Source organism: Alcaligenes sp. GW821-FHT11D07 (assembly GCF_058808495.1).
This window is the reverse complement of the sequence record NZ_JBXART010000001.1, coordinates 397,838-423,092: the sequence shown is the minus strand read 5'-3', so window position 1 is coordinate 423,092 and position 25,255 is coordinate 397,838. Positions and strand designations below refer to the sequence as shown.

20 protein-coding genes are annotated in these 25,255 nt (G+C 57.0%); 16 read left to right on the top strand and 4 right to left on the bottom strand.

Going from position 1 to position 25,255, the window contains the following annotated elements; all coding sequences use genetic code 11:
• The first annotated feature begins 133 nt into the window (after positions 1-133).
• From AC1RSM_RS01905 to AC1RSM_RS01875, 7 genes are all read left to right on the top strand, one after another.
• The gene (locus AC1RSM_RS01905; RefSeq protein WP_492928927.1) at positions 134-1,552 is read left to right on the top strand and encodes an MFS transporter; all 1,419 of its coding nucleotides are present in this window, start codon (positions 134-136) and stop codon (positions 1,550-1,552) included.
• A gap of 45 nt (positions 1,553-1,597) precedes the next feature.
• Positions 1,598-2,269 carry an aspartate/glutamate racemase family protein gene (locus AC1RSM_RS01900; RefSeq protein ID WP_492928925.1) on the top strand — a complete coding sequence of 224 codons (672 nt, stop codon included), beginning with the start codon at positions 1,598-1,600 and terminating at the stop codon, positions 2,267-2,269.
• Positions 2,270-2,301: 32 nt separating this feature from the next.
• Entirely contained in the window at positions 2,302-3,627 is a 1,326-nt protein-coding gene (locus tag AC1RSM_RS01895) for an MFS transporter (protein ID WP_492928923.1), read from the top strand.
• A 140-nt stretch (positions 3,628-3,767) separates the two neighbouring features.
• A complete protein-coding gene (gene kynB / locus AC1RSM_RS01890) occupies positions 3,768-4,397 on the top strand; it encodes an arylformamidase (RefSeq protein WP_492928921.1) in 630 nt (209 codons plus the stop codon).
• A gap of 471 nt (positions 4,398-4,868) precedes the next feature.
• Positions 4,869-5,135: a type B 50S ribosomal protein L31 gene (locus AC1RSM_RS01885; RefSeq protein WP_003802796.1), complete on the top strand. Its 267-nt coding sequence runs from the start codon at positions 4,869-4,871 to the stop codon at positions 5,133-5,135.
• 226 nt (positions 5,136-5,361) lie between these two features.
• Positions 5,362-7,122: an ArnT family glycosyltransferase gene (locus AC1RSM_RS01880; RefSeq protein WP_492928919.1), complete on the top strand. Its 1,761-nt coding sequence runs from the start codon at positions 5,362-5,364 to the stop codon at positions 7,120-7,122.
• 9 nt (positions 7,123-7,131) lie between these two features.
• A complete protein-coding gene (locus tag AC1RSM_RS01875; protein WP_492928917.1) occupies positions 7,132-8,580 on the top strand; it encodes an MATE family efflux transporter in 1,449 nt (482 codons plus the stop codon).
• A 147-nt stretch (positions 8,581-8,727) separates the two neighbouring features.
• Here the strand turns inward: AC1RSM_RS01875 and AC1RSM_RS01870 are convergent, their stop codons facing one another.
• The 4 genes from AC1RSM_RS01870 to AC1RSM_RS01855 form a co-directional block, all read right to left on the bottom strand.
• On the bottom strand, positions 8,728-9,990 hold the full coding sequence (locus AC1RSM_RS01870; RefSeq protein ID WP_492928915.1) for a quaternary amine ABC transporter ATP-binding protein: 1,263 nt from the start codon (positions 9,988-9,990) through the stop codon (positions 8,728-8,730).
• Positions 9,987-10,844, bottom strand: a complete 858-nt coding sequence (locus tag AC1RSM_RS01865; RefSeq protein ID WP_492928913.1) for an ABC transporter permease — start codon at positions 10,842-10,844, stop codon at positions 9,987-9,989. The genes AC1RSM_RS01870 and AC1RSM_RS01865 overlap by 4 nt, the downstream gene beginning before the upstream one ends.
• A gap of 164 nt (positions 10,845-11,008) precedes the next feature.
• Complete coding sequence (locus AC1RSM_RS01860; protein ID WP_492928912.1) at positions 11,009-12,052, bottom strand: ABC transporter substrate-binding protein; 1,044 nt, start codon at positions 12,050-12,052, stop codon at positions 11,009-11,011.
• A 539-nt stretch (positions 12,053-12,591) separates the two neighbouring features.
• Positions 12,592-13,830, bottom strand: a complete 1,239-nt coding sequence (locus tag AC1RSM_RS01855; protein WP_492931411.1) for a class I SAM-dependent methyltransferase — start codon at positions 13,828-13,830, stop codon at positions 12,592-12,594.
• A gap of 351 nt (positions 13,831-14,181) precedes the next feature.
• Between AC1RSM_RS01855 and AC1RSM_RS01850 the strand changes: the two genes are divergently transcribed.
• The 9 genes from AC1RSM_RS01850 to AC1RSM_RS01810 all read left to right on the top strand — a co-directional run bounded on the left by AC1RSM_RS01850 (position 14,182) and on the right by AC1RSM_RS01810 (position 25,168).
• A complete protein-coding gene (locus AC1RSM_RS01850) occupies positions 14,182-15,330 on the top strand; it encodes a Bcr/CflA family multidrug efflux MFS transporter (protein ID WP_492928910.1) in 1,149 nt (382 codons plus the stop codon).
• Between the two features lie 139 nt (positions 15,331-15,469).
• Positions 15,470-15,706, top strand: a complete 237-nt coding sequence (gene rpmB, locus AC1RSM_RS01845) for a 50S ribosomal protein L28 (RefSeq protein WP_121739234.1) — start codon at positions 15,470-15,472, stop codon at positions 15,704-15,706.
• A 35-nt stretch (positions 15,707-15,741) separates the two neighbouring features.
• A complete protein-coding gene (gene rpmG / locus AC1RSM_RS01840) occupies positions 15,742-15,909 on the top strand; it encodes a 50S ribosomal protein L33 (RefSeq protein WP_003802781.1) in 168 nt (55 codons plus the stop codon).
• A gap of 210 nt (positions 15,910-16,119) precedes the next feature.
• The gene (gene leuS / locus AC1RSM_RS01835; RefSeq protein WP_492928906.1) at positions 16,120-18,777 is read left to right on the top strand and encodes a leucine--tRNA ligase; all 2,658 of its coding nucleotides are present in this window, start codon (positions 16,120-16,122) and stop codon (positions 18,775-18,777) included.
• 2 nt (positions 18,778-18,779) lie between these two features.
• Positions 18,780-19,412 carry an LPS-assembly lipoprotein LptE gene (locus AC1RSM_RS01830; RefSeq protein ID WP_492928905.1) on the top strand — a complete coding sequence of 211 codons (633 nt, stop codon included), beginning with the start codon at positions 18,780-18,782 and terminating at the stop codon, positions 19,410-19,412.
• A gap of 2 nt (positions 19,413-19,414) precedes the next feature.
• A complete protein-coding gene (gene holA, locus AC1RSM_RS01825) occupies positions 19,415-20,476 on the top strand; it encodes a DNA polymerase III subunit delta (RefSeq protein WP_492928902.1) in 1,062 nt (353 codons plus the stop codon).
• A gap of 68 nt (positions 20,477-20,544) precedes the next feature.
• Positions 20,545-21,840, top strand: coding sequence for a glutamate-5-semialdehyde dehydrogenase (locus AC1RSM_RS01820; RefSeq protein ID WP_492928899.1), 1,296 nt, complete (start codon positions 20,545-20,547; stop codon positions 21,838-21,840).
• Between the two features lie 3 nt (positions 21,841-21,843).
• Positions 21,844-22,260: a CopD family protein gene (locus tag AC1RSM_RS01815; RefSeq protein WP_492928895.1), complete on the top strand. Its 417-nt coding sequence runs from the start codon at positions 21,844-21,846 to the stop codon at positions 22,258-22,260.
• A gap of 10 nt (positions 22,261-22,270) precedes the next feature.
• On the top strand, positions 22,271-25,168 hold the full coding sequence (locus AC1RSM_RS01810; RefSeq protein WP_492928893.1) for a THUMP domain-containing class I SAM-dependent RNA methyltransferase: 2,898 nt from the start codon (positions 22,271-22,273) through the stop codon (positions 25,166-25,168).
• The last annotated feature ends 87 nt before the right edge of the window (positions 25,169-25,255 follow it).

Below are 25,255 nucleotides of genomic sequence, written 5' to 3'. Positions count from 1 at the left end.
AAACAGACTGGTGTTTCTGCAAAATATTTCTCGTTTACCCTACTTTTGAAAATATTTTTTCATATCAATAATGACTGAAAAAATAGTGTTGGGAAGCGGGCGTGCTCAACACGCCCCTGAACGAGGAGAAAACATGACGACCACCAGTCAAACCCAAGCTACAAACCCTGGGCAGGCCGATACCACTTCGGCCTCTCCGGGCAATACGGTTCAGCATCAGCTGGAAAACTCGCTAGAAACCATAGGGGTCACGAACTCGCACCGTAAAGTGCTGGCGCTGATTCTGCTGGGCGTGCTGTTTGATGTACTGGAGCAAAATGCCGTGGGCCTGGTTGGCCCCTTGCTGCAGAAGTACTGGGACCTGACGCCCCGCGACGTTGGCTTTCTGAACACCCTGACTTTCGCAGCTGCCGCCTTGGGTCGACTGCTCTCAGGGTATATCGCCGACCACTACGGCCGACGCGTCATGTTGACCATTAACCTGGCCCTGTTCACCCTGGGAGCGTTGATCTGCGCCTTGGCGCCTAGCTATTGGGTGCTGGGGCTGGGCCGCGTCATTGTAGGATTTGGCCTGGGGGGCGAGATCTCCATTGCCGTCACCATGCTGGCCGAGTTCTGCTCCTCCCGGTTTCGCGGCACAGCCGTAGGCACCATCAATGTGGCGGGCGGGGGCCTGGGCAATATGCTGGCTCCTGCTTTCGGCTTGCTGGTTTTTACCCTGTTCCCCGGCCCGGAAAGCTGGCGCTGGTTGTTTGGCCTGCTGGTGATGCCCGCATTCATGGTCTTGTTCTATCGCCGCTACATTCCCGAGACACCGCGCTTTTTGGTATCCCAAGGACGGATCGAAGAGGCCAATCAAGTCCTGAACATCTTGGCCTCCGGAAAGCTGGGACGAAATGTCGCCAATCCCTACCCCTATTTGCACAGCGGACCACAGGCGCAAAAAGCAGAACGCGTACGTTTGGGGGAGATCTTCCAAGGTGCATTGGCTAAACGCACGCTGGTCACTGGCATCGCGGTATGCATGACCTACGGCGCTCAATTGACCGTCCTTACGCTGATGCCCACTTTATTAGTAGAGCAAGGCTATTCCCTGGTCAAAAGCTATACCTTCACCATCTTGATGCAGTCGGGCAGCCTTTTGGGGGCGGTGACAGCCTCGTACCTGGGCTCTCGCATTCCCCGCAAACGCGTATTCACCATCGGTGCCCTACTGGCTTGCGCCAGCGGCCTAGCCTTCGGCTTCCTGAGCGCCAACATCTATCTGGTCTTGCTATTTGGCGCCGCCTTCCAGTTCTGCGTGTTGCTGCTCAATACCACGATCTGGATTTTCGCCCCCGAGCTTTACCCCACTCGCGTACGCGCCTTTGGCACAGCCTTCATCCTGGCCTTGGGCACACTGGCTGGTGCCTTTGTCCCCACCTTGAGCGGCTGGATACTGGAACTTTATGGTGTGGCCGGCATGTTCACCCTGATGGCGGGCATGTACCTCACCTTCGCGGCCGTCCTGCAACTGGCACCGGAAACCTTCGGTCGCCCGCTGGATACCTGATTTCACCTTTGATCGGCCGACTCCGTTCGGCCACTGCGTCTACTTATGTCTCACACCGTATTGCTGATTAACCCCAACACCTCCCGCTCCACGACGGAGATGATGGTCGCCCTCGCCCAAGCCTGTTTCGAGCAGCTGGAACGCAGCGACATCCACGTCCAGGGGCTGACTGCCCCCCAAGGGCCTGGCATGTTGACCGAAATGGACGAACTGGAACAAGCCGCGTCCATGGCAGACCATCCTGTCGTGCTGTCCCAGGCGCGCCAGTCAGATGGCGTCATCATTGGCGCCTTTGGCGACCCGGGTTTGGAAGTCCTGTCCGGACACATAGCGGTGCCTGTCATTGGCATAGGCCAGGCGGCCATGCTGCAGGCCGCGCGGGCAGGTTCTCCCTTTGGCATCGCCACCACCACCCCCGGTCTGGAGCAATCCATTCTGGATCAGGTACAGCGCTACGGCTGGAGCGAACAGTTTTCAGGGCTGCGCCTGACCCCCACCGCCCCGCTGGATCTGGCTCAGGCTCCCGAGCGCCAGAATCAGGAGCTGGAGGACAGCGTTCTTGCCTGCATTGAACAAGACGGTGCCCGCGCGGTCGTCATCGGTGGCGGCCCCTTGGCGCAAAGCGCCCAAGCACTGCAAACCAAGCTGTCTGTCCCGGTCATTAACCCCATCATCGCCGCCTGCCAGCTCATGGCCGAGCGCCTGCCTCCGAACTAATACGCGGCAGCCCCACCCCAAGGAGAAGCCTCATGATCAGTAGTCGCCCCCAGGACGGAGCTCGCGCCTCGCCTGCCAGCCAGAAAGAACTGGACCAAATCTACAAAAAGGTCATGTGGCGCATTTTGCCCTTCATCTTTTTGCTGTGGATGCTGGCCTGGATAGACAGACTCAATATCGGCTTTGCAAAACTGCAAATGCAGCCCGAGCTGGGGTTTTCCGAGACGGTTTATGGGATTGGTGCAGGCATCTTCTTTCTGGGCTACTTCTTTTTTGAAGTCCCCAGCAACTGGTTGCTGCTGCGTATAGGAGCACGCAAGACACTGGCCCGCATTGCCTTTGGTTGGGGCCTGATCTGCGTGCTGATGATGTTTACCAAAACGGCTGCCTACTTTTATGTCATGCGCTTTTTGCTGGGGGCATTTGAAGCAGGTTTCCAACCTGGTGTACTGCTGTTCCTGACGTTCTGGTTCCCCGCGCACCGACGCGCCAAGGCTTTTGCGGTTTTCATCTCCGCTTCGGCTGTGGCCTCGGTAGTGGGCGCGCCTCTGGCGGGCCTGATCATGACTCGTCTGCACGGCGTCAATGACTGGTCGGGCTGGCAGTGGCTGTTTTTGCTCGAAGGCCTGCCCACCATTTTTGCTGGCATATTGGCCGTGATATTTATTGTGGACAGTCCGGACAAAGCCAGTTGGCTCAGTCAACGGGAAAAGGATTTGATTCAAGAGGAACTGGTTCTGGATGCCAAGGCCGCAGGCCCACGCGAACACAGTTTCAAAAAGGCGCTGGGTAATAAGGACTTGTGGACACTGACCCTGATTTTCTTTGGCATTGTGGCCGCCAACTCCACGCTGGCCTTCTTTGCACCGACTTTGGTGCGCGCGCTGGGGCCGACAGATCCCTTGCAGGTCGGGCTGCTGGTGGGCCTGATCTATGTTTTCGGGGCTATTTTCCAACTGGTACTGGGCTTTAGCGCGGACCGTCGCCGTGAAGCGCGCCTGCATACAGGAATTCCCGTCATCATCGGCGCCATTGGCCTGGCCGGGGTCGGTTTGTTCTTGGGCAACAACACCCCGATGGCATTTATCAGCCTGATCATTGCCGTATCCGGGACGATGGGCTGCATTCCGGTGTACTGGCAGTTACCCAATGCGGTATTGGCAGGCTCGGCAGCCGCCATTGGCGTTGCGTTCATTAACTCAGTTGCCAATCTGGCCGGCTTTGGTGCCCCCTTTATGTTAGGTGCGCTTAAAGACGCCACCGGCACCTTCCAAGGGGGGCTGTGGATCATTGCCGCACTGGAACTGGCCGTGGGCATCTGGATTCTGTCTTTTCGCACACGCAACAAGACCGGCTAACTGATTCACAAACAAATAAGCCTCCAAGGCCAGCGCTTGGGGGCTTTTTTATTTCCCCTGAAACACAAGGAACAGCAGCCCGGATAGACGCCACAAATCATCTACACTGGTTTGCATGATTTTCTTAGCCTGATACCACCATGAGCACTATCTGGGATATTTCCCCTCCAATCAGCGATCGCTCCCCTGTCTTTCCGGGCGATACCGCCTACCGACAAAGCTGGACCTGTACCTTGGACGAGCACTGCCCGGTCAATGTGGCAGAGATGACTTTCTCGCCCCATGTGGGTGCCCATGCCGACGCTCCTTTGCATTACGACCCACAAGGCCAAACAGCGGGCCAGATGTCTCTGGAGCCTTTTCTTGGTCCCTGTCGTGTCATTCATGCTCGCCATGGCGGCCCCTTGATTGAGCCAGCAGATCTGCTGCCCTATCTGGATCAATGCCCGCCGCGTATTCTGGTCAGCACCACCGCCAAGGCAGCGCAGCATGTCTGGAGCGATCATTTCATGGCCTACGCCCCGGCCAGCCTGCAGTTACTGGCTGATAAGGGCATACAGTTGGTGGGTATCGATACGCCCAGCGTCGATCCAGCCAGTAGCAAAACGCTGGAAAGTCACCAGATCTTGCGCCAACATAATATGCGGGTGCTCGAAAATTTGGTGCTGGATCAGGTCAACCCCGGCGACTATGAACTGATTGCCCTGCCTTTGGCTTTGATCCAAGCAGATGCCAGCCCGGTTCGGGCCATTCTGCGTTCCCTGAGCTGATTCACTACCCGTTTCAACGACAGCAACTGGTGCTGCTTGGGCCGACATCGCATTACGTGCAATCTATTATTGGCTTCAAGCCCACTGAACTTGGGTACGGCCTGGCTCAGCGGGCTCTATCAGCGCCTCGCAGTACGAAACATACGGTTTGCTGCCTTATTTTTCGCGCTTTGCAGCCTGTTCATCTGTTCCTGGTCCCCCTCTTGTTGCACTTGCGCACCTCTTTTATGGAGTTTTCTTTTAAAAGCGGCCGCTCGATGCTAAAATTTCAGGCTTCATCGGATACGTGGCAAAAAGTCTTTAGGCATTATTCAATCGGGCGGGATATAAAACCCCAAACCCGGTTAAAAAAACAGCCCTCTTGCTTTTTAGCGCCGGTATTTACAAGGCTTGGCAAACTGCGTAATGCAGTTTGTTTTTTGTAAATACGAGCCCTGCTGGCGGTCCTTATTTGTTAAAACAGGAATCATCATGAAAGAAGGCATTCACCCAGAATACCGTGACGTGGTGTTTTTGGACCTGCAAACGGGCAACTCCTTTATCACCCGTTCCACTGTCCAGACTCGCGAAACCACCGAAAAAGACGGTAAGACCTACCCACTGTTCAAGTGTGACGTGACGTCCGAGTCGCACCCTTTCTACACGGGCGCTCAAACCCGTATCGTGGAAACTGGCCGCGTTGAAAAGTTCCGCGCCCGTTTTGCCCGTACGGCTGGTACCGTCAAGAAAGGCGAATAAGCCCTCTTTCTCGGCATACCGCGTTCAGCGCAAAAAAGGCAGCTTCGGCTGCCTTTTTTTTACCGTCGGGCCACCCCAAGACTCGGCGCCCCCGGTAAAAAGCTCCCCTAGGGGGGCAGCAAGCCGAAGGCGCAGCGTGGAGGTCCTTTTTTACCGTACATTTCCCGGCCAAGGCGCCCCCTTTGCATTAAGATAGGGCGAATCAACAGACTGTTTTACCCTAGACGTGTCATCCAGCCTCACTCCTACCTCCACCCCCGCCCGCCTGACCGCTACTGCGGCAGTCAAACTTCCCCGACTGGTCCTGCTTGTCGTGGGGACAATCTACATTCTTGCGGGTCTGTTTTTCCGTGATCCTTGGAAAGCAGACGATGTTATCGGGCTTGCAACCATGCTTACCGCTCTGTCTGATCACAGCGGTCAGGCTTTGCTGTTGCCGCAAGTGGGAGATCTGGCTCATGCACAGGATGGACCGCTGATTACCTGGCTGGGTGCCTTGTTCATCACCCTGTTCGCGCCAATCTTCAAGCTGTTCACCTCTGATCTGAACGCCAATATTGTGGCGTCGCGTCTGCCTAATTTATTGTGGTTTGGCATGCTGGCCGCCTCGGTCTGGCATAGCGCCTACTGGCTGGCCCGCCGTCCGGAAGCTCAACCGCTGCGTCTGCCCTTTGGGGGCGAGCCTTCGCCCACCGACTATGGGCGCATGATTGCCGACGCAGCCCTGCTGCTGACCGTAGCCACCGTGGGCATCATCTGGCGCATGCACGAGACGTCGGAAGTGCCTGCCATCATCGCCTTTCAGGCCTTGGCCCTGTACAGCCTGATACGCATGTTCGAGCGTCCGGCATCGGGCGCTATCTTGTTAGGCCTGTCCTTGGGCGCCTGCTTTTTGACTCGTGGCTGGCTGGGCGCTGGCCCCATCATGCTGGCCACGGTACTGTGCTTTATCCCGCGCGGCCCCTTGCGTCAGCACAGCCAATGGCTGGCCCTGAGCGCCGTGCTGACCCTGGCCATCATCATGGCCTGGTGGATTCCCGCCAAGCGTGTGAGTGTTTACTGGACTGAACAATGGCGTCTTTGGCATCTGGCCGCCTGGGGCTGGAGCGGCTTTAAAGAGCAGCTCAATAATCTGCGCGACTTGCTGTGGTTCCTGTGGCCCATTTGGCCGCTGGCCTTGCTGGCCCTATGGCAGTGGCGCAGTTGGTTCAAAGCCCCGCACATCTATGTCCCGGCCATCAGTCTTGTGGTGCCGCTGATCAGCCTGCTGTTCATGCGCGATGCGTTCGAGCCTGAATATGCTCTGCTGGTGGTTCCTTGCGCCGTGTTAGCCGCGTTCTCGCTGCCCACCTTGCGCCGTGGCGTGGTGAACACGCTGGACTGGTTCGCCATCATGTGTTTTTCGCTGACCGCCGCTACAGTGTGGCTGGGCTGGATTGCCCAACAAACCGGGTGGCCCAGCCAAATTGCGCGCAATATCGCTCGCCAGACTCAGGGTTACGACACCTTTATCTCCTGGCCTGTCATGATTATTGCCGTGCTGGGTACGGTGGCCTGGATTGCCCTGGTGCGCTGGCGCTTGTCCACAAACCCTCCTGGATTGCTGCGCGGCACGGTGTTGTCAGCAGGCGGGCTGATTACCACCTGGCTCTTGCTGGTCACCTTGTGGATGCCCTCGCTGGACTACGTGCGTAGCTATCGTGAAGTCTCTGGCGAATTGTCCGCTGCTCTACAAGAACACAAGCAACCCGGTGAGTGCTTGCGCTCCTGGGGTCTGGGTTCAGGGCAACGCGCGTCCTTCCTGGTGTTCAACAACATCAATATCAATTTCGACAACCGCTGCTCTTTAGTACTGGAACAGTTCTCTTTGCGCGACCTGCAAAACGGCAAGGCCCCCATTCCTGACAATGCGGTCCAGCTATGGCAAGGCAAGCGCGGAGCTGACCGTCACGAGGCGTTCCGTCTACTACGAGTGCAAGCTCAGTAAGTCTCAATCATGTCCTCCGTGTTTCATCACAACTGGAAAGGCCAGGCAGGCAAGATCCTGCGTCAGGCCTGGCCAGTGCTGGTCGGTTCCTGGGCCGGAATTGCCTTTGGCGTTCTGGACACCGTTATGGTCGGCCACAGCAGCGCCATCGACCTGCAGGCCATGGGCCTGGGCGTTTCCATTTACATCACCGTTTTTATCGGTTTGATGGGCGTCATCCATGCCCTCATCCCCATCATTGCGCAGCAATTTGGCGCTCGTCATCTGGACGAGGTGGGCCGCTGGTGGGGACAAGGCGTCTGGCTGGCCCTGCTGCTGACCTTAATCGGCACCGTGGCATTGGCCCTTCCCAATATTTGGCTTAGCTGGTCGGGCGATCTGAATCCGGAAGTTCACGACCGAGTAACCTGGTATTTGCGCAGCTTGATCCTGGCCCTGCCCGCCGCTCTGGTCTTTAGAACCATTTATTGCTTGGGCACGGCAACCTCGCACCCCAAAGCCGTCATGCTGATCAATCTGTTCAGCGTGGTGTTCAAAGCCCTGTTCAACTGGATGCTGATTTTCGGTAAATTCGGCTTGCCCGCCATGGGCGCGGTAGGCTCTGGGCTGGCTACTACGCTAGTGTCCTGGTTGATGCTGGCAGCAGGATTGTGGCTGATACGCACCGACCGCTTCTACCGCCCCTTCACGCTACGACTGGGTCTGCCCAACTGGAAAGCGCAAAAAGAACTGCTGCGTTTAGGCCTGCCTATGGGCGGCTCCTACCTGATCGAAATCTGCGCCTTCAGCTTTATGGCTTTGCTGGTCGCTCGGGAAGGTGTGTTTGCCTCCGGTGCGCACCAGATCATGGCCAATCTGGCCGCAGTCAGCTTTATGGTACCCATGGCCGTTGGGGTGGCTGCTGCCTCCGTCAGCGCACAAGCCATTGGTGCCGGTCAATTCCATCGAGCACGCCATGTCGGGATGTTAAGCCTGGCCATTGTCCTGGTCGGTGTGTTTATCACCATCACCTTGCTGGTTGTGCTGCGCCCCGCTTTGGCCAATGCCTATACCGATGATCCTGATGTCGCACTCCTAGCTTTGCTCTTATTGCAGTTACTGCCCTACTTCCATTTCTGCGACGCCTTCCAGTGCCTGACGTCCTATCTGCTGCGGGCTTATAAAGTCGCATTTGTCCCCATGTTGCTGCAGTTTTTTGCACTTAGCGTCCTGGGCTTGGGCGGTGGCTGGTGGCTGGGCTTTGGCCCTGCGGCCGGATCGCTGGATGGCCTTATCCAGTGGCTCGCCCCAGGTGCTCCTTCAGGCGCTGCCAGTCTATGGACCATGGCCAGCCTGGGTCTGGGAGCATCTGCCTTGCTGCTGCTATTCTGGTACAGCCATATTCTGCGGCTGTATAACCCGGCACGGCGCAAGACCCGCCAGACCAAGCTGGCAGCACTCAAAGCCAGCCAGGGCTGATTTCATACGTACTTACTCAGGCAGGCGGCAAAGCAAAGCCTGAAACAAAGTCTCTTCGCACCCCTACGTAGCCAGCAAAACCCATAAAAAACGGGGCCAGTTGATTAACTGGCCCCATTTTCTTTATGACGACTCCGGTTTACGGACTCAGGCGGGTTTCTCACCTTCAAGCGCATCCAGCACCTTGGCCGTGTCATCCTGACTGCTTTCCTGCGGCTCTTGCACCGCATCAATCAAGGGACTGACCAAATCCACCACCTTGCTGCGCGAGAGCAAGCCCAGGAACTCATCGTTTTCCCCGGTAACCGCCAAGGGTTCGCTGCTACGCAACAATTGCCCCAGGATTTCATCCAGCCCCATCGTCGATGGAACCGAACTCATCTCGTCCACAAAGCCCGAAATGTCCCTGGCGCCTTGCTGCACCGCTTCCTGCGCACGAACACGCGTCATCACACCCGCCAAACGCTTGCCGTCCAGCACTGGGGCATAGCGCACGCCCCGCTCACTCAAACGCTCCAGCGCATGAATCGCACGGGTACGCATAGTGAAGGTCAGCGTCTTGCTGGAGTCACGCACGGCGTGAGCCGCGTTCAGCACTTTGCTACGGTTCACATCCTGCAAAAAGGCCTGCACGTAGTCGCTTGCCGGTGACAGCAGAATGTCTTCCGGTGAACCTTCCTGAATCAGCTCACCATCCTTCAAGATGGCAATCCGGTTGCCCAAGCGCAAGGCCTCGTCCAGATCATGCGTAATAAAAACGATGGTCTTGTTCAGGCGTGCCTGCAGTTCCAGCAACTGGTCCTGCATTTCGCGTCGGATCAAAGGGTCCAGTGCGGAGAAGGCTTCGTCCATCAGAAGAATGTCAGCATCGGTTGCCAAGGCCCGCGCCAGGCCCACACGCTGCTGCATACCGCCAGACAGCTGATGAGGATACTGGTTCTCGAAACCTTGCAAACCCACCTGCTCCAGCCAGTACATGGCTTTTTCTTCACGAGCCGCCCGCCCCATGCCTTGAACCTGCAGGCCATAGGCCGCATTTTCCAGCACACTGCGATGCGGGAACAGGCCAAAGCGCTGGAAGACCATGCTGATCTTTTGCTGACGAAACTTCATCAGGGCATTGGTGTCCAGGCTCATGACATCCACATCATCCACCAGAATCTGGCCCGCCGTCGGTTCAATCAGGCGATTGAAATGGCGGATCAAGGTAGATTTACCCGAACCGGACAAACCCATGATGACGTAAATGCTGCCGTGCTCGATAGACAGGCTGATATCGCGCAGACCCAAGGTATGACCGCTTTTGGCCAGCAACTCATCTTTGCGAACCCCGTTACGGGCCTCTTCCAGCCAGCGTTCCGGTTGCGAACCAAAGATCTTGAAAATATTACGGACTTCAATCTTGCTCATGCAGCCTCCCGGGTCTGAAAGCGACGGCCAAACTCTTGAGTGATACGGTCAAACAAGATAGCCAGCAACACAATGCCCAGGCCGGCCATCAGGCCGCGTCCCACTTGCAAGCGATTAATACCCTGCAGCACTTCGTAGCCCAGACCGCGCACACCGATCATGGAGGCAATCACCACCATCGCCAGCGCCATCATGGTTGTCTGGTTGATACCCGCCATGATGTTGGGCATCGCCAAAGGCAGTTGTACGCCATAAAGCTGCTGCCACCGGTTGGAACCAAAGGAGCGCGACGCTTCCAGCACTTCACTGTCAACCAGCCGTATGCCCAGATCCGTCAGGCGAATCACCGGAGCAATGGCGTAGATAATGGTGGCAATCAAGGCGGCAATCTTGCCCAGATTGAACAGCATCACTACAGGAATCAGATAGACGAAGCTGGGCATGGTTTGCATCACGTCCAGCACTGGCATCATGATGCGGCGCAGCCAGTTAAAGCTGGCCATGAGCAGGCCCAAAGGTATACCTATCAGCACAGACAGGAAAACTGCCACAATCATCAAGGCCAGGGTCTGCATGGCTGCATCCCACAGGCCAATCAAACCGATGGCAAACACCATGGCACCCATAGCCACAGAAAAAAGTACCCGGCGGCTGGCTACCCAGCCCAATGCCACCACCACCAGTACCACAGCCCACCATGGGCTGCTGCGCAAGATGGACTCCATGAACACCAGCATGTCCAGCAAAGGCTGGGTCATGGCGCGCAAGGTACTGGAATAATTAGCGACCAGGTCGCCCACGAACTGATCGATGGGCAAACGTAAGGCGCGCGGATCAATCAACTCAGGAAACATAAAAAACACTCCGTAAAACTCGTGCATGCGGCGCGGGCTTTTGGCCCGCCCAGTCCACTGCCGACCACAGGGGGCCAGGCAGAAAAGCGAGGTACGGCTCAGTGGCCTGCACCCGTTTGGGATGCAAGCACCGAGGCCGGCCTCGCCCTACAAAGACACGAATACTAAAGAGCGGCTTTTACGCGCTGAGCCACATCCAATGGCACCCACTTGGACCAGACGTCCTCGTGCTCTTTCAAGAACCAGTTCGCCACATCTTCGGGCTCACCTTCGGTTTTTTCCATATGCGCCATGGTGTCGTTCATCAGCTCGACAGGCATGCTGACATTGGACAGAAACGCTGTCAGTTCCGGTGCCGCTTTGGAAAACTCCACATTCACGGCACTAAAGACCGGGTTTTCGGGGTAATCGCTAGGCTCGGGATTGGCGCAATTAGGGTCAGTCAAACAGCCGTGTTTTTTCTCGTCATAGGTCGGCAGTTCCAACTTGACCAGATCCATGGAGCCAACCAGCGGCGTGGGGTACCAGTAATAGAACACCACGTTTTCTTTACGCTGATAGGCAGAAGCCAAGGCCGCTTTTTGCGTGGCACCCGTTCCTGGCGAGAACAAGGTGTAGGTATCACCCAGTTTCAAGGCATTGAACAGGTTGCCGCTGACCACTTCGCAGCCCCAACCGGCCGGGCAGCCATAAAAGCGGCCCTTGCCTGGCTCTTCCGGATCTTTGAATTCATCTTTGAACTTGGGCAAGTCCGCTGCGGACTTGAGCTCGGGCAGACGCTCGGCGGTATAGCGTGGAATGAACCAGGCCTCGCCCCCCATATAAATGTCGCTAATACGTTTTACATTTCCCTTGGCTTCAGCCTGTTTCCAGGGATCAGCCACACTGTTGAGCCAGATTTCAGTGTTGACATCCAGATCGCCCCGCTCCAAAGCGGCTAATGCCGGAAGCGTCTCGACCGAGATGACCTCAGTCTTGCAGCCATAACCTTTTTCGGCGATAAAACGCTCGACTTCGGTCAGGACCAAATTAGATTCCCAATTCATACCGCCAAAGCGAACATTGCGATCCAGTTCGCAGGCAACTGGCGTGGCCGCTTGCGCAGCGCCAGACAGTCCCAGCAAAACACTGGTCAGCAAAGAGGCTTGAATCAGGGGGAAACGGTGCAAGCGCGACTTGGCACCGGCGTGAGGGAAGTATGAAGACATGATGCTCCTCCTTGAGTTACTGTGGACGCGTCCTGCATGATCAGTCGGCGCCAAGGCTAAAGGGGTGTGCGGAAGACGATGCTCTTATCGCCAATACATACCTACGTATAGACGAGTGCTGGGCACTCACAAAACAACCCGGAGCAGCGTGTATGGGCAAAGCCCTTTTTTATACCGCTCTGCGCCTTCACCGAAACAAGCCGGATCGGGCTGGGTTACACCGTGCGGGGACGATGATTTGGTGCGAATAGAACACGCTGATTAAGCGGCTCTGAATCGAATTGATGAATCTGATAAGGAGGCCATTCTACGGGGCTTTGCAATCAAAAACAAATTATTACCGCGTTAAATCAGAAAAAACCGACGATATGTCAATGGCGAAAACGCAACAAAACCCTTGTTTCACGTGGTTTTAGCGTTTTATAGAACTTTTTTTTGTTACTTAATAATTCAGCCCTATCTAGCTTCAGCAAAGCCTTGGCCTGAAAAGGCGAATGACAAGGCCCAAAACCTTGTCATTCGCCCCGCGTTTTAGCTGTTTAACGCTGATACATATAGTCCCGTCGCCACGGATACACCAGGTCTGGCGCGTAATCCAGCTCCTGAGCCCGGGTGGCACTTTGCGCTTGGGCCAGAACTTGATGCAAGGCAATCCAGCCATGTTCGAACCCCATGGCGCAGCCAGCCAGATAAATACGATAGGCACGCAAGGATTTTTCGCCTTGTTCGGAGTTCAAAGTGGCTTTAGCCTGCTCCAGCTTGCTTTCCAGAGCGTCACTCCAGGCCCACAGGGTACGAGCGTAATGCGGCCGCAAGTTTTCAATATCCAGCCCCTCCAGCCCCCCTTCCGCCAAATGGCGCAGCACATGGCTGATGTGGGTCAGTTCACCACCGGGGAAGATATATTTCTCGATAAAGTCGCCCATGCCCGCGCCTAGCTGGCTATTGTCCACACCACCGGCAGTAATGCCGTGATTCAGAATCAAGCCACCGGGTTTAACCAGACGGCGCAATTTATCAAAATAGCCGCTGAGCTGGGCGCGGCCCACGTGCTCGAACATACCGACCGAGGCCAGCTTGTCATACGGCTTGAGTTCATCCAGTTCGCGATAGTCCAGAAGCATCATGCGCGCCCGGCCCGATAAACCTTTTTGCTCGATCAAGCCGTTTACATAGGCATGCTGATTACGCGACAAGGTAATGCCTGTCACGTCCACATCGTAGTTTTCCGCTGCCCACATCAACAGGCCGCCCCACCCCGCCCCTACATCCAGGAATCGCTCGCCAGATTGCAAGCGTAACTTGCGGCAGATATGGTCCAGCTTGGCTTCCTGAGCCTGGGCCAGGCTCATGTCCGGCTCCCGATAATAGGCGCAGGAATACACCCGACGCGGGTCCAGCCACAAGGCATAGAAGTCGTCCGACAAGTCGTAGTGAAATTGGATTTGCTTGGCGTCTTTGTCCAGAGAATGGCGCCAGACAGAGGTCAGGTGTTTGACAATGGATGTCAGCCAGCCCGCCTGTGCGGCATCCACCGGGGAGCCGGGCAAGATATCGGCTGCCAGCCGCATCAGATCACGCATGGAGCCTTCAAAGTCCATGCGCCCTTCTACATAAGCTTCGCCCAACTGGCCGGATTGCCCGGCGGCTAACTGCGCCAACGTGGCGTTATCTTTGATCGTCAGATGAACCGATGCGTCGGCTTGCCCTACCTGCTCACCGTTGGGCAAGGTCAGTCGCACCGGGATGCTTAACTGATCTAACTTGGCCTGGACCATTGATGAAATTGCACTCAACTTCGTCTCCTTGTATGTAAACAAACAAAGATGACGATGTGTCGCCTGTTTCGACACACCGTCCGCAAGCTGTCAATCCTGTAGCCTGATGACATCGAAGCTGTAAATCCGTTGCACTAAAGTCACGTTTCGCGTGCTTGACGCCTAAAGCACTTATGCCGAAACCGACTTTCCCCCATGCTAAACTTCCTGCCTTTGGCCCTACGCACCGGACTGTTCCGATGCTCGGCGCGGGGTAGTCGGCCCAGGCTCGCTACCAGGATCTGCCCCACCTTAATACTTGGCCCGATGACACGCAACCATTCCCCTGCATTTCCCCCTTGGCTCGTTCTGATGGGCCTGCTCACCGCCCTGGGGCCCTTGGCCATTGATATGTATCTGCCCGCCTTTCCGGCGATGGCTGAGAGCCTGAATACTTCTGCGGGTATGGTCGAGCGCACCTTGGCTGGATTCTTATTAGGGGTGGGGGTCGCACAGCTGGTCTACGGCCCGATGGCGGACCGCTTTGGCCGCAAGCTGCCCTTGCTGATGGGTGTGCTGATTTTCACCGTGGCCTCTTTCTTGTGCGCCCGGGCCAGCGACATTGATGAACTGACCTTCTGGCGCATCGTGCAGGCTTTTGGCGGCGCCGCGGGCATGGCCATTCCGCGTGCCGTTATCCGTGACCGCTTTGAAACACGTGAAGCCGCCCGCGCCTTGTCCATGCTGATGCTGATCATGGGCGTGATGCCTATTCTGGCTCCCCTGATTGGCGGCCAGATCCTGCTATTTAGCGATTGGCGCGGTATTTTCTTCTTTATGGCCGGCTGCGGTGTCTTGCTATGGTTGCTGACCTTTTTCACCATGAAAGAGTCGCTGGCACCTGAAATGGTGATGCCGCTGCAACCTAAGCTGATTGCGCATAATTACGGTGCCTTGCTGCGCGACCGCCCTTTCATGTTTTATTCGCTGGCGGCCGGTTTTAGCTCGGCTGGCATGTTTGCCTATATTGCCGGTTCACCGCGTGTCTTTATTGAGCTGTTTTCTGTAGACCCACGCCATTTCGGCTTTTACTTTGGCGCCAACGCAGCCAGCTTGATTGTGTTCTCCCAAATCAGCGCGCGTCTGCTCAATACCTATAGCCCACCCACCTTGCTGCGTGTGGCTCAAAGCCTGCAAGTGGCCTTTACCGTTTTCGGCGCCGTCATGACGCTGCTGGGCTTCTTGGATCTGAGTTGGCTGATGGTGACCTTGATGGGCTTTATGGCTTGCCAGGGCTTTGTGAACCCGAATTCAGCTGCATTGGCCTTATCGGAGCAAGGCCATCGCCTGGGCACCGCATCGGCCCTGATGGGCGCTTTGCAAATGCTCTGTGGTGCGCTGGCCGGTTTTGCCGTGAGCAGTTGGGCGGCTCCCGATGCCTTGCCATTGACGGCGGTATTAGCCTCTTGTGCTGTCTTATCGTGGCTGTTTGGCCGCAACGCAGCACGGAAAGCACGGTAAAACTTGATCTAAGTGATTTTTCCATATTAGAATAATCTTCTTTCGACCCCAGCTTGGGGTTAACACGATCCTAATTTTACAATCGCCCGCGGCTTTTCTCGTTTAGCGGAGGCAGATTTAGATCTCAAGGGGTATGACCATGGCACGCGTATGCCAAGTGACCGGAAAAGGCCCAATGTCGGGCAACAATGTTTCGCACGCCAACAATAAAACCAAGCGTCGCTTCCTGCCTAACCTGCAGTCCCGTCGTTTCTGGGTTGAAAGTGAAAACCGCTGGGTTCGCCTGCGCGTTTCCGCTAATGCTATCCGCACCATCGACAAGAACGGTATCGAATCCGTTTTGGCCGAAATGCGCTCCCGCGGCGAAAAGTTCTAAGCTGCGCTTCTTAACCATTTAACCAGGAGCTCATCATGGCAAAAGGTATACGCGAAAAAATCAAACTCGAATCGTCCGCCGGTACGGGTCACTTCTACACCACCACCAAAAACAAGCGCAACATGCCTGAAAAGATGGTGATCAAGAAATTTGACCCCGTCGTTCGCAAGCACGTCGAGTACAAAGAAACCAAGCTGCGTTAATTCGCGCTCCCGCTTTCATAGCGGGGTGGTTTCCAAAAAGCCCCTGCCCAGCAGGGGTTTTTTTTGCTCTATACAGGCCGTTTTGCCCCGCCTGCCGCCTATCCGCCATCTGGCTCTGTAAGCCGCCCTCTTTGCGGCCGTCCACATCCAGATTTGCCCCGTATAATGGCGGATACTCCTTTACTTTTGTCTAAAACGGTATTGCCACTCATGCAGGAACGTTACAGCCCCAGCGACGTAGAACAACTCGCTCAGCAAAACTGGACCGATCGGGACGCCTATCGCGCCGTCGAAAACGCCACCGCCCCGGATGGTTCGCTAAAACCCAAGTTTTACGCATGCTCCATGCTGCCCTACCCTAGCGGCAAACTACACATGGGTCACGTGCGTAACTACACCATCAACGACATGATGGCGCGCCAGCTACGCATGCGCGGCTTTAACGTTCTCATGCCCATGGGCTGGGACGCCTTTGGTATGCCTGCGGAAAATGCCGCAATCAAATCCCAGGTTCCTCCAGCCAAGTGGACCTACGACAACATCGCCTACATGAAAAAGCAGATGCAGGCGATGGGTCTGGCCATCGACTGGTCGCGCGAAATGTGCGCCTGCGATCCGGACTACTACAAGTGGAACCAGTGGCTGTTCCTGAAGATGCTGGATAAAGGCATTGCCTACCGCAAGACCCAAACCGTGAACTGGGACCCGGTAGACCAAACCGTACTGGCCAACGAGCAAGTTATTGAAGGCCGTGGCTGGCGCTCCGGTGCGCTGGTTGAAAAGCGCGAAATCCCCGGTTATTACCTGCGCATTACCGATTACGCCGAAGAGCTGCTGGAAACGGTTAAAACCGGTTTGCCCGGCTGGCCCGAGCGTGTTCGCCTGATGCAGGAAAACTGGATCGGCAAGAGCCAGGGCGTGCGCTTTGCCTTCCCGCACGACATTCGTGACGAGCAAGGTCAACTGATTCAAGACGGCCGCCTGTACGTGTTCACTACGCGTGTAGACACCATCATGGGCGTCACCTTCTGTGCCGTTGCCCCTGAACACCCGCTGGCAACGCTGGCTGCCCGCAACAATCCTGAACTGACGGCCTTTATTGAAGAGTGCAAGAAAGGCGGCACCACGGAAGCCGATATGGCTACCCGTGAAAAAGAAGGCTTGCCTACCGGCCTGACCGTCAAGCATCCCCTGACCGGCGCGGACGTACCTGTCTGGGTCGGTAACTATGTCTTGATGAGCTATGGCGACGGTGCTGTGATGGGCGTACCTGCTCATGACGAACGCGACTTCGCCTTTGCCCTCAAATATCAGTTGCCTATTCAGCAAGTCATCGGCGTTGAAGGCAAGGAATACGACACTACCGAATGGCAAGACTGGTACGGCGACAAGCAGCAAGGCCAAACCATCAACTCCGGCAAGTACGATGGCTTGGCGCATGCCGCTGCGGTCGACGCTGTCGCAGCTGACCTGAACGCCAAAGAGCTGGGCGAGAAACAAACCACCTTCCGTCTGCGTGACTGGGGTATCTCCCGCCAGCGCTACTGGGGCACACCCATCCCGATCATCCATTGCGACGATTGCGGCCCAGTACCCGTTCCAGAAAAAGATCTGCCCGTTGTTCTGCCCGAGGAACTGATCCCCGATGGCAGCGGCAACCCGCTGAACAAGCACGAAGCCTTCCTGAAATGCAGCTGCCCGTCCTGCGGCAAGCCTGCACGTCGCGAAACCGACACCATGGACACCTTCGTGGACTCGTCCTGGTACTTCCTGCGCTACACCACGCCAGACCTGAACAGCGCCATGACCGATCCTCGCACCGACTACTGGATGCCTATGGATCAGTACATCGGCGGTATCGAGCACGCCGTGCTGCACTTGCTGTATGCACGCTTCTGGACTAAAGTCATGCGCGACATGGGTCTGGTCAAGATTGACGAGCCCTTTACCCGCCTGCTGTGCCAAGGCATGGTGCTCAATCACAGCTACACCCGCCGCACACCACAAGGTGGCATTGAATACTTCTGGCCCGAAAACGTCGAGAACCTCTACGACGACAAAGGCGCCATCATCGGTGCTCGCTTAAAGAGCGACGGCCTGCCTGTGCAGTACAACGGCATTGGCACCATGTCCAAGTCCAAAAACAACGGCGTGGACCCGCAATCCTTGATCGACACGCTGGGCGCGGATACTGCCCGCCTGTTCATCATGTTCGCCAGCCCGCCAGAGCAAACACTGGAGTGGTCGGATTCGGGTGTGGACGGAGCCAACCGCTTCCTGCGCCGCCTGTGGTCCTTCTGCTATAACCACGCCGATGCCCTGCGCGCCGGTAGTGCTCAAGAGACGGACTGGAGCGATATGGATGCTGCTGCCAAGCGCACCCGCCTGGAAATCCATTCCCTGCTCAAGCAAGCCAATTACGACTACGAACGTATTCAATACAACACGGTTGTATCGGCTTGCATGAAGATGCTCAACACGCTGGAGCAAACCCAGTGGGCAGACACGCCAGCCGCTCAGCGCGCCCTGGCCGAAACTACGTCTATCCTGCTGCGCGTTCTGTACCCCGTGGTGCCGCACATCACGTGGCAGCTGTGGCGTGAACTGGGCTGGGCCGATGTATTGGGCGACCTCTTGGACGCGCAATGGCCAGAGCTCGATGAGCAAGCCCTGATTGCCGACGAGATCGAGCTGATGCTGCAGGTCAACGGCAAGCTGCGTGGCTCGCTGGTCGTGCCTCAGGGTGCGGAAAAGGCTGCCATTGAACAAGCCGCTGCCGAACATGCAGCTGTGCAAAAGCACCTGGAAGGCCGTCCCGCCAAGCGCATCATTGTGGTGCCAGGCAAACTTGTTAACGTCGTAGGTTAATCATGCATTCAGCCCGCCTGTTTCCCTTCAGTCCTTTGTCCGTCCTTGCGCCTAGGCAGTGGGGACTGGCGGGCTTGATTCTCCTGCTCAGCCTGGTATTGACGGCGTGTGGCTTTCACCTGAAAGGGGTGGCCCAACTGCCGTTCAATTCCATCTACACCAACATTACGGACAACACCGCCTTTGGTGCCAACCTGCGCCGCACCTTACTGGCCAGTTCTCCGCAAACCCGTTTTGTGGAACGGCCACAAGATGCAGAAGTCATGCTGCAACAGCTGTCCCATAGCCGGAATCAGCGCGAAATCTCCATCAACGCCAAAGGTCAGGTAGAAGAATACGAGCTGCAACTGAACTTTGTTTTCGAGCTGCTGGATTCCAAGGGCCGCTCTATTCTGCCGCCCACGACCCTGAACGTGACTCGTGAAGTGCCTTATGACGCCGATGCTGTGCAAGCCAAGGACAGCGAAATCGAGATGATTTTCCGCGATATGGAACAGTCCCTGATCAATCGTATCGTGCGTCGCTTGAGCTCACCTGATGTCTCCAGCGCCTATCACTTTGTCACCAGCCAACCTGACGCCAGTTCCCTGGAAGAAATGGAGCTGCTGCCTACTCGACAACAGGCACCGCTGTAATAATGGGACGCAGGGCTGACCACGACACCTTGCTGCGCGAACTGGCTACGCCTTCCGCTGCTTTTCAACCGCTTTATGTGGTGTCAGGTGACGAACCCCTGCTGCTCGTTGAGGCTGGCGACGCCGTGCGCGCCCGAGCCCGTCAAGATGGTTTTACCGAACGCAGCAGCTTTACCCTGGATGCCCGCTCGGACTGGTCTCAGCTCTTTGCGGTAGCCCAAAATATCTCCTTGTTTGGCGATCAGAAGCTGGTGGACCTGAACATCCCCAGCGGCAAACCCGGAAAACCAGGCGGCGACGCACTGCAAAAATTGTGTCAGATGATTGGCGGCGGGCAAATGGATGGCACCAGCTTTCTGATTCAGCTGCCTCGTCTGGACAAAGCCACTCGCAGCAGCAAATGGTGCCAGGCCCTGGAACAAGTGGCCTATTGGGTTGAAATCCAGGCCATTAACCGTAACTCTCTGGCCGGCTGGATTGCTCAGCGCCTGAAAGCGCAAGAGCAAAGCCTGGATCGCAACAGCCTGGAATGGATGGCCGACAAGGTCGAAGGCAATCTTTTGGCCGCCCACCAGGAAATCCAGAAGCTGGGCCTGATTTATCCTCCAGGCCAATTAAGTCAGGAAGAGCTGGAAAACGCCGTATTGAATGTGGCGCGCTACAGTGTGTTTGATCTGCGCGACTCCATGCTGGCGGGTCAAAGCCAGCGCGCGCTGACCGTTCTGGACGGCCTGCAAGCGGAAGGCGAGGCCCTGCCGCTGGTATTGTGGGCAGTGGGCGAAGAAGTCCGTACCTTGGCCCGCTTGTCGCAAGCTCGCCAGCAAGGACAAGACCTGTCCAACCTGTTTCGTCAGTACCGCATCTTCGGTCCACGGGAAAAACTGGTGCGCCAGGCCCTGGATCGTATCCCGCCTCAAAGCTGGCCCGCATCCGTGCTGCACGCTCACGACATAGACCGCCTGATCAAAGGCCTGCACCCCAGCGGGCGCCAACAGGACCCGTGGGAAGAAATGCGCCGCCTGACCATGCGTATCGCGGTCGCGACACAAGCGCCTCGCCGCTAAGCGTCCAATACCCCCTAACCCTTTAATTGTTGCGATAATGCTCTCTTGAACCGGAGAGTTACACGGCTATGAACGATATCACCCAGTCCTCTGCCGCCACCCAGGTCGGCGATCTGTCCACCATGATGCAAGATTTGGGCAAACGTGCTCAGCTTGCAGCCCGCCGCATGCGCGCCGCCACTGGCAAAGCCAAGGCTGATGCACTGCGCTATATGGCTGATGCCCTGATTGAACAAAAGGCCCAATTGCAAGCCGCCAATGAGCTGGATTTGCAGGCCGCACGTGAGCGCCAGATTGCTCCGGCCATGATCGAGCGTCTGGTCCTGTCTGACCGTGCCCTTGAAATCATGACAACGGGCCTGCGCCAGATTGCTGATATGGACGATCCGGTTGGCCAGATCAGCGCCTCCCGTACCCGCCCTAACGGTATGCGCGTGGCTCAAATGCGAGTGCCCCTGGGTGTCATCGGCATCATTTACGAATCACGCCCCAACGTCACCATTGACGCTGCCGCCTTGTGCCTGAAATCGGGTAATGCGACGATTTTGCGTGGGGGCAGCGAAGCCTTTCACTCCAACCAGGCTCTGGCACAGATTATTTCCAGCAGCCTGGAGCGCGCCGGTTTGCCCAAAGAGGCCGTGCAAGTGGTACCCACCACTGACCGCGACGCCGTTGGCCTGCTGGTCACCATGAATGATTATGTGGATGTGATCGTCCCTCGTGGCGGCAAAAGCCTGATCCAGCGCTTGAGCGCAGAAGCCACTGTGCCTTTAATCAAACACTTGGATGGCAATTGCCACGTTTATGTGGATGAATTTGCCGATCTGGAAAAAGCCAAGCGCATTGTGTTTAATGCCAAGACCTATCGCTACGGCATTTGCGGTACGATGGAAACCTTGCTGGTTCATCGCAACATTGCACCCGCATTCTTGCCTGAAATTGCCCGCCAGTTGCAGGACAAAGGCGTAGAGCTACGTGGTTGTGAACAGACCCGTGCACTCATTGCCAATGTTACCCCTGCCACTGAACAAGACTGGGAAACTGAATTCGCTGCCGCCATTCTGGCCATCCGCATTGTGGATTCCATGGATCAGGCAATGGACCATATTGCCCAGTACAGCTCTGAACACACTGAATCCATCGTGACAGAAAATCTGAGCTTGGCCGAGCGCTTCCAGCGCGAGGTTGATTCCAGCTCCGTCATGGTGAATTTGCCCACCTGTTTTGCAGATGGCTTCGAATATGGCCTGGGTGCTGAGATCGGCATTTCCACCAACCGTTTGCATGCACGCGGCCCGGTGGGCTTGGACGGCCTGACTACCTATAAGTGGGTCTTGCATGGCAATGGCCAGTTGCGTGGTTAAATCATGCTTTGGCTAAAAACATTCCACATTTTGTTTGTCACCTCCTGGTTTGCGGGGCTGTTTTATCTGCCCCGCATCTATGTGAACCTGGCCCAGGAACAGGATGCCAAGACCTATGAAACGCTCTTGGGCATGGCCCGACGCCTGTATCGCTTCATGGCCCCTTTGGCCATTTTGACCTTGCTGACAGGCTTGGGACTATTTTTGTATTACGGCATAGGCAAAGGACAGGGCTGGATGCACGCCAAACTGACCCTGGTTCTGATCCTGTTTGCCTTTCACGGTGTATGCGGCCGCTACCTGCGTCAGTTCCAACAAGGACAGCAAAGCCGTTCACACATATTCTTCCGCTGGTTCAATGAAATTCCGGTCATCGTTCTGCTGCTGGTCCTCATCCTGGTGGTTATAAAACCCTTTTAATGCCCTATTCATGTCAGACCAATCTGAACGCAAGACACTAAGCCTGAGCACAGGCACTAAGAAGAAATCCAGCAATGCGGAACCCCGCGTGCGCTCGGGCGCGCGCGCACGTGTCGTCAGCCAACACCAAGACCGCCAAGGTGGTCCCAAGAACGAATCCCGTCCCTACGTAGAAAAACGAGACCAGGACCGCCGTCCCCGCCCAAGCGGTGACCGCCCTTCGTTCTCCGGCGAGCGCCGTGAACGTCCAGCATTCGATCGCAACCGCAGCGACCGTCCACAATCCGGTGACCGCTCTTCGTTCTCCGGCGAACGCCGTGAACGTCCAGCATTCGACCGTAACCGCAGCGACCGCCCACAATCCGGTGACCGCTCTTCGTTCTCCGGAGAGCGCCGTGAACGTCCAGCATTCGACCGCAACCGTAGCGACCGCCCACAATCCGGTGACCGTCCTTCGTTCTCCGGCGAGCGCCTCGAGCGTCCAGCATTCGACCGTAACCGCAGCGACCGTCCTCAATCGGGTGACCGCTCTTCGTTCTCCGGCGAACGCCGTGAACGTCCAGCATTCGACCGTAATCGCAGCGACCGCCCACAATCCGGTGATCGTCCTTCGTTCTCCGGCGAGCGCCGTGAACGTCCAGCATTCGACCGCAACCGTAGCGACCGACCACAATCCGGTGACCGCTCTTCGTTCTCCGGCGAACGCCGCGAACGTCCGGCATTCGACCGCAACCGTAGCGACCGTCCGCAATCAGGTGATCGTCCTTCGTTCTCCGGCGAGCGCCGTGAACGTCCGGCATTCGACCGTAACCGCAGCGACCGCCCACAATCCGGTGACCGTCCTTCGTTCTCCGGCGAGCGCCGTGAACGTCCGGCATTCGACCGTAACCGTAGCGACCGTCCGCAATCCGGTGACCGTCCTTCGTTCTCCGGCGAGCGCCGTGAACGTCCGGCCTTCGACCGCAACCGCAGCGACCGTCCGCAATCGGGTGACCGCTCTTCGTTCTCCGGCGAGCGCCGTGAACGTCCAGCATTCGACCGTAACCGTAGCGACCGTCCGCAATCCGGTGACCGTCCTTCGTTCTCCGGCGAACGCCGCGAACGTCCGGCATTCGACCGCAATCGCAGCGACCGTCCTCAATCGGGTGACCGTCCTTCGTTCTCCGGCGAGCGCCGTGAACGTCCGGCCTTCGACCGCAACCGTAGCGACCGACCACAATCGGGTGACCGCTCTTCGTTCTCCGGCGAGCGCCGCGAACGTCCGGCATTCGATCGTAATCGCAGCGACCGCCCGCAATCGGGTGACCGCCCTTCGTTCTCCGGCGAGCGCCGCGAACGTCCGGCATTCGACCGCAACCGTAGCGACCGACCACAGTCTGGTGACCGTCCTGCCTATGACCGTAACCGCAGCGACCGCCCACAGTCGGGCGATCGCCCTGCATTCGACCGAAATCGTGAAAGCCGCCCCCAATCGGGTCAGCGCCGCGATTTCCCCGGTGAGCGCCGTGAGCGTCCTGCGTTCAAGCGCGACAGCGACACTCCGGAACGTACCCCTGCCGATAGCAAACCCGGCGGACTATTCAAGCCTGCAAGCAATCCAGACGCCTTTCCGCAGTACGAATCTCCTATCAAGCAGATAGACAGCCCCCAGGCTCCCAAGCCCGGCCAACGCCTGCGTGACAGCAATATCGAAGAGAACGAACGCGTCCAGATCAAAGCCCCTCAAGGCGAACTGTACCGTTTGTTTGCTCCCTGCCCTCAAGGGCTGGAAGAGGCCTTGTCGCTGGAACTCAAGGCCTTGGGCTACGAGAACGTGCTGACAGGCCGTGCCGGCTGCCACTTTGATGCAGACTGGATCGGCGTCATGCGAGCCAACCTGTCCTCGCGACTGGCAACTCGTATCCTGCTGGAAGTCTCGCACGCCCCCGTCAGCAATGAAGACGACATTCTGGCCCTGGCTCGAGTGACTCCGTGGGAGCGTTGGTTCGGTCCCGAGCAAACGTTGCGGGTTGATACCTCTGCGGTACGTAGCCCCATGCAAAGTCTGCAGTACTGCAACTTGCGCGCCAAGGACGGTATTTGTGACCGCCTTCGTGACCTGGAAGGCGCACGTCCGTCGATTGACACCGTTCGCCCCGACGCCAAGGTTCATTTGTTCCTGGATGAGACCAGCGCCACCTTCTACCTGGATACCAGTGGTGAGTCCCTGTTCAAGCGTGGCTGGCGTCACGATAAGGGCGACGCTCCCCTGCGTGAGAACCTGGCAGCCGGTCTCTTGGCCCTGTCCGGCTGGGACCCCAGCAAGCCCTTGATCGACCCCTTCTGCGGTAGCGGCACGATTCTGATCGAAGCGGCATGGATGGCTTTGGGTGCCCCTCCCGGTATCTGGCGTCCCTTCCACTTTGAGCGCTTGCGTTGCCACGATCAGCGCCTGTGGCGTGACATCAAGGACGAAGCGCGCGCGCTGATTGCTCCTCGTCTGGATACGCCGCTGATCGGCTATGACATCAATCCTGCTGTCCTGGATGCGGCCCGTTCCAACTTGGAACGCTCGCACCTGACGCTGGAAACGATTCGCTTCGAGCAAGCCGATGCCCTGCAGATTCGTCCCGACACCGAGCCAGGCTGGATTGTCACCAACCCTCCCTACGGCGAACGTCTGGAAAATCAGGCTGAAGACTTCTGGCCAAACTGGGCCAGCAACCTGAAGCAGAATTTTGCCAATTGGAGCGTGAACATGATCAGCAGCGACCTGGAGCTGCCCCGTCATATGCGCCTCAAACCCAAACGCCGCTACCCGCTGTTTAACGGTGCTTTGGATTGCCGCCTGTTCTGCTTTGATATGGTGCCCGCCAGTTACCGCAATAACGAAGCGGCCCCTGAGCAGGATGCTGACTCTGAGCAGTAAGCCCTGCGCTCACTGAGTCAAACCCGCAAGGGCCAAGTCCATCTTGATGGCTTGGCCCTTGTTCACATAGGCTTGCGGCATTCCGTT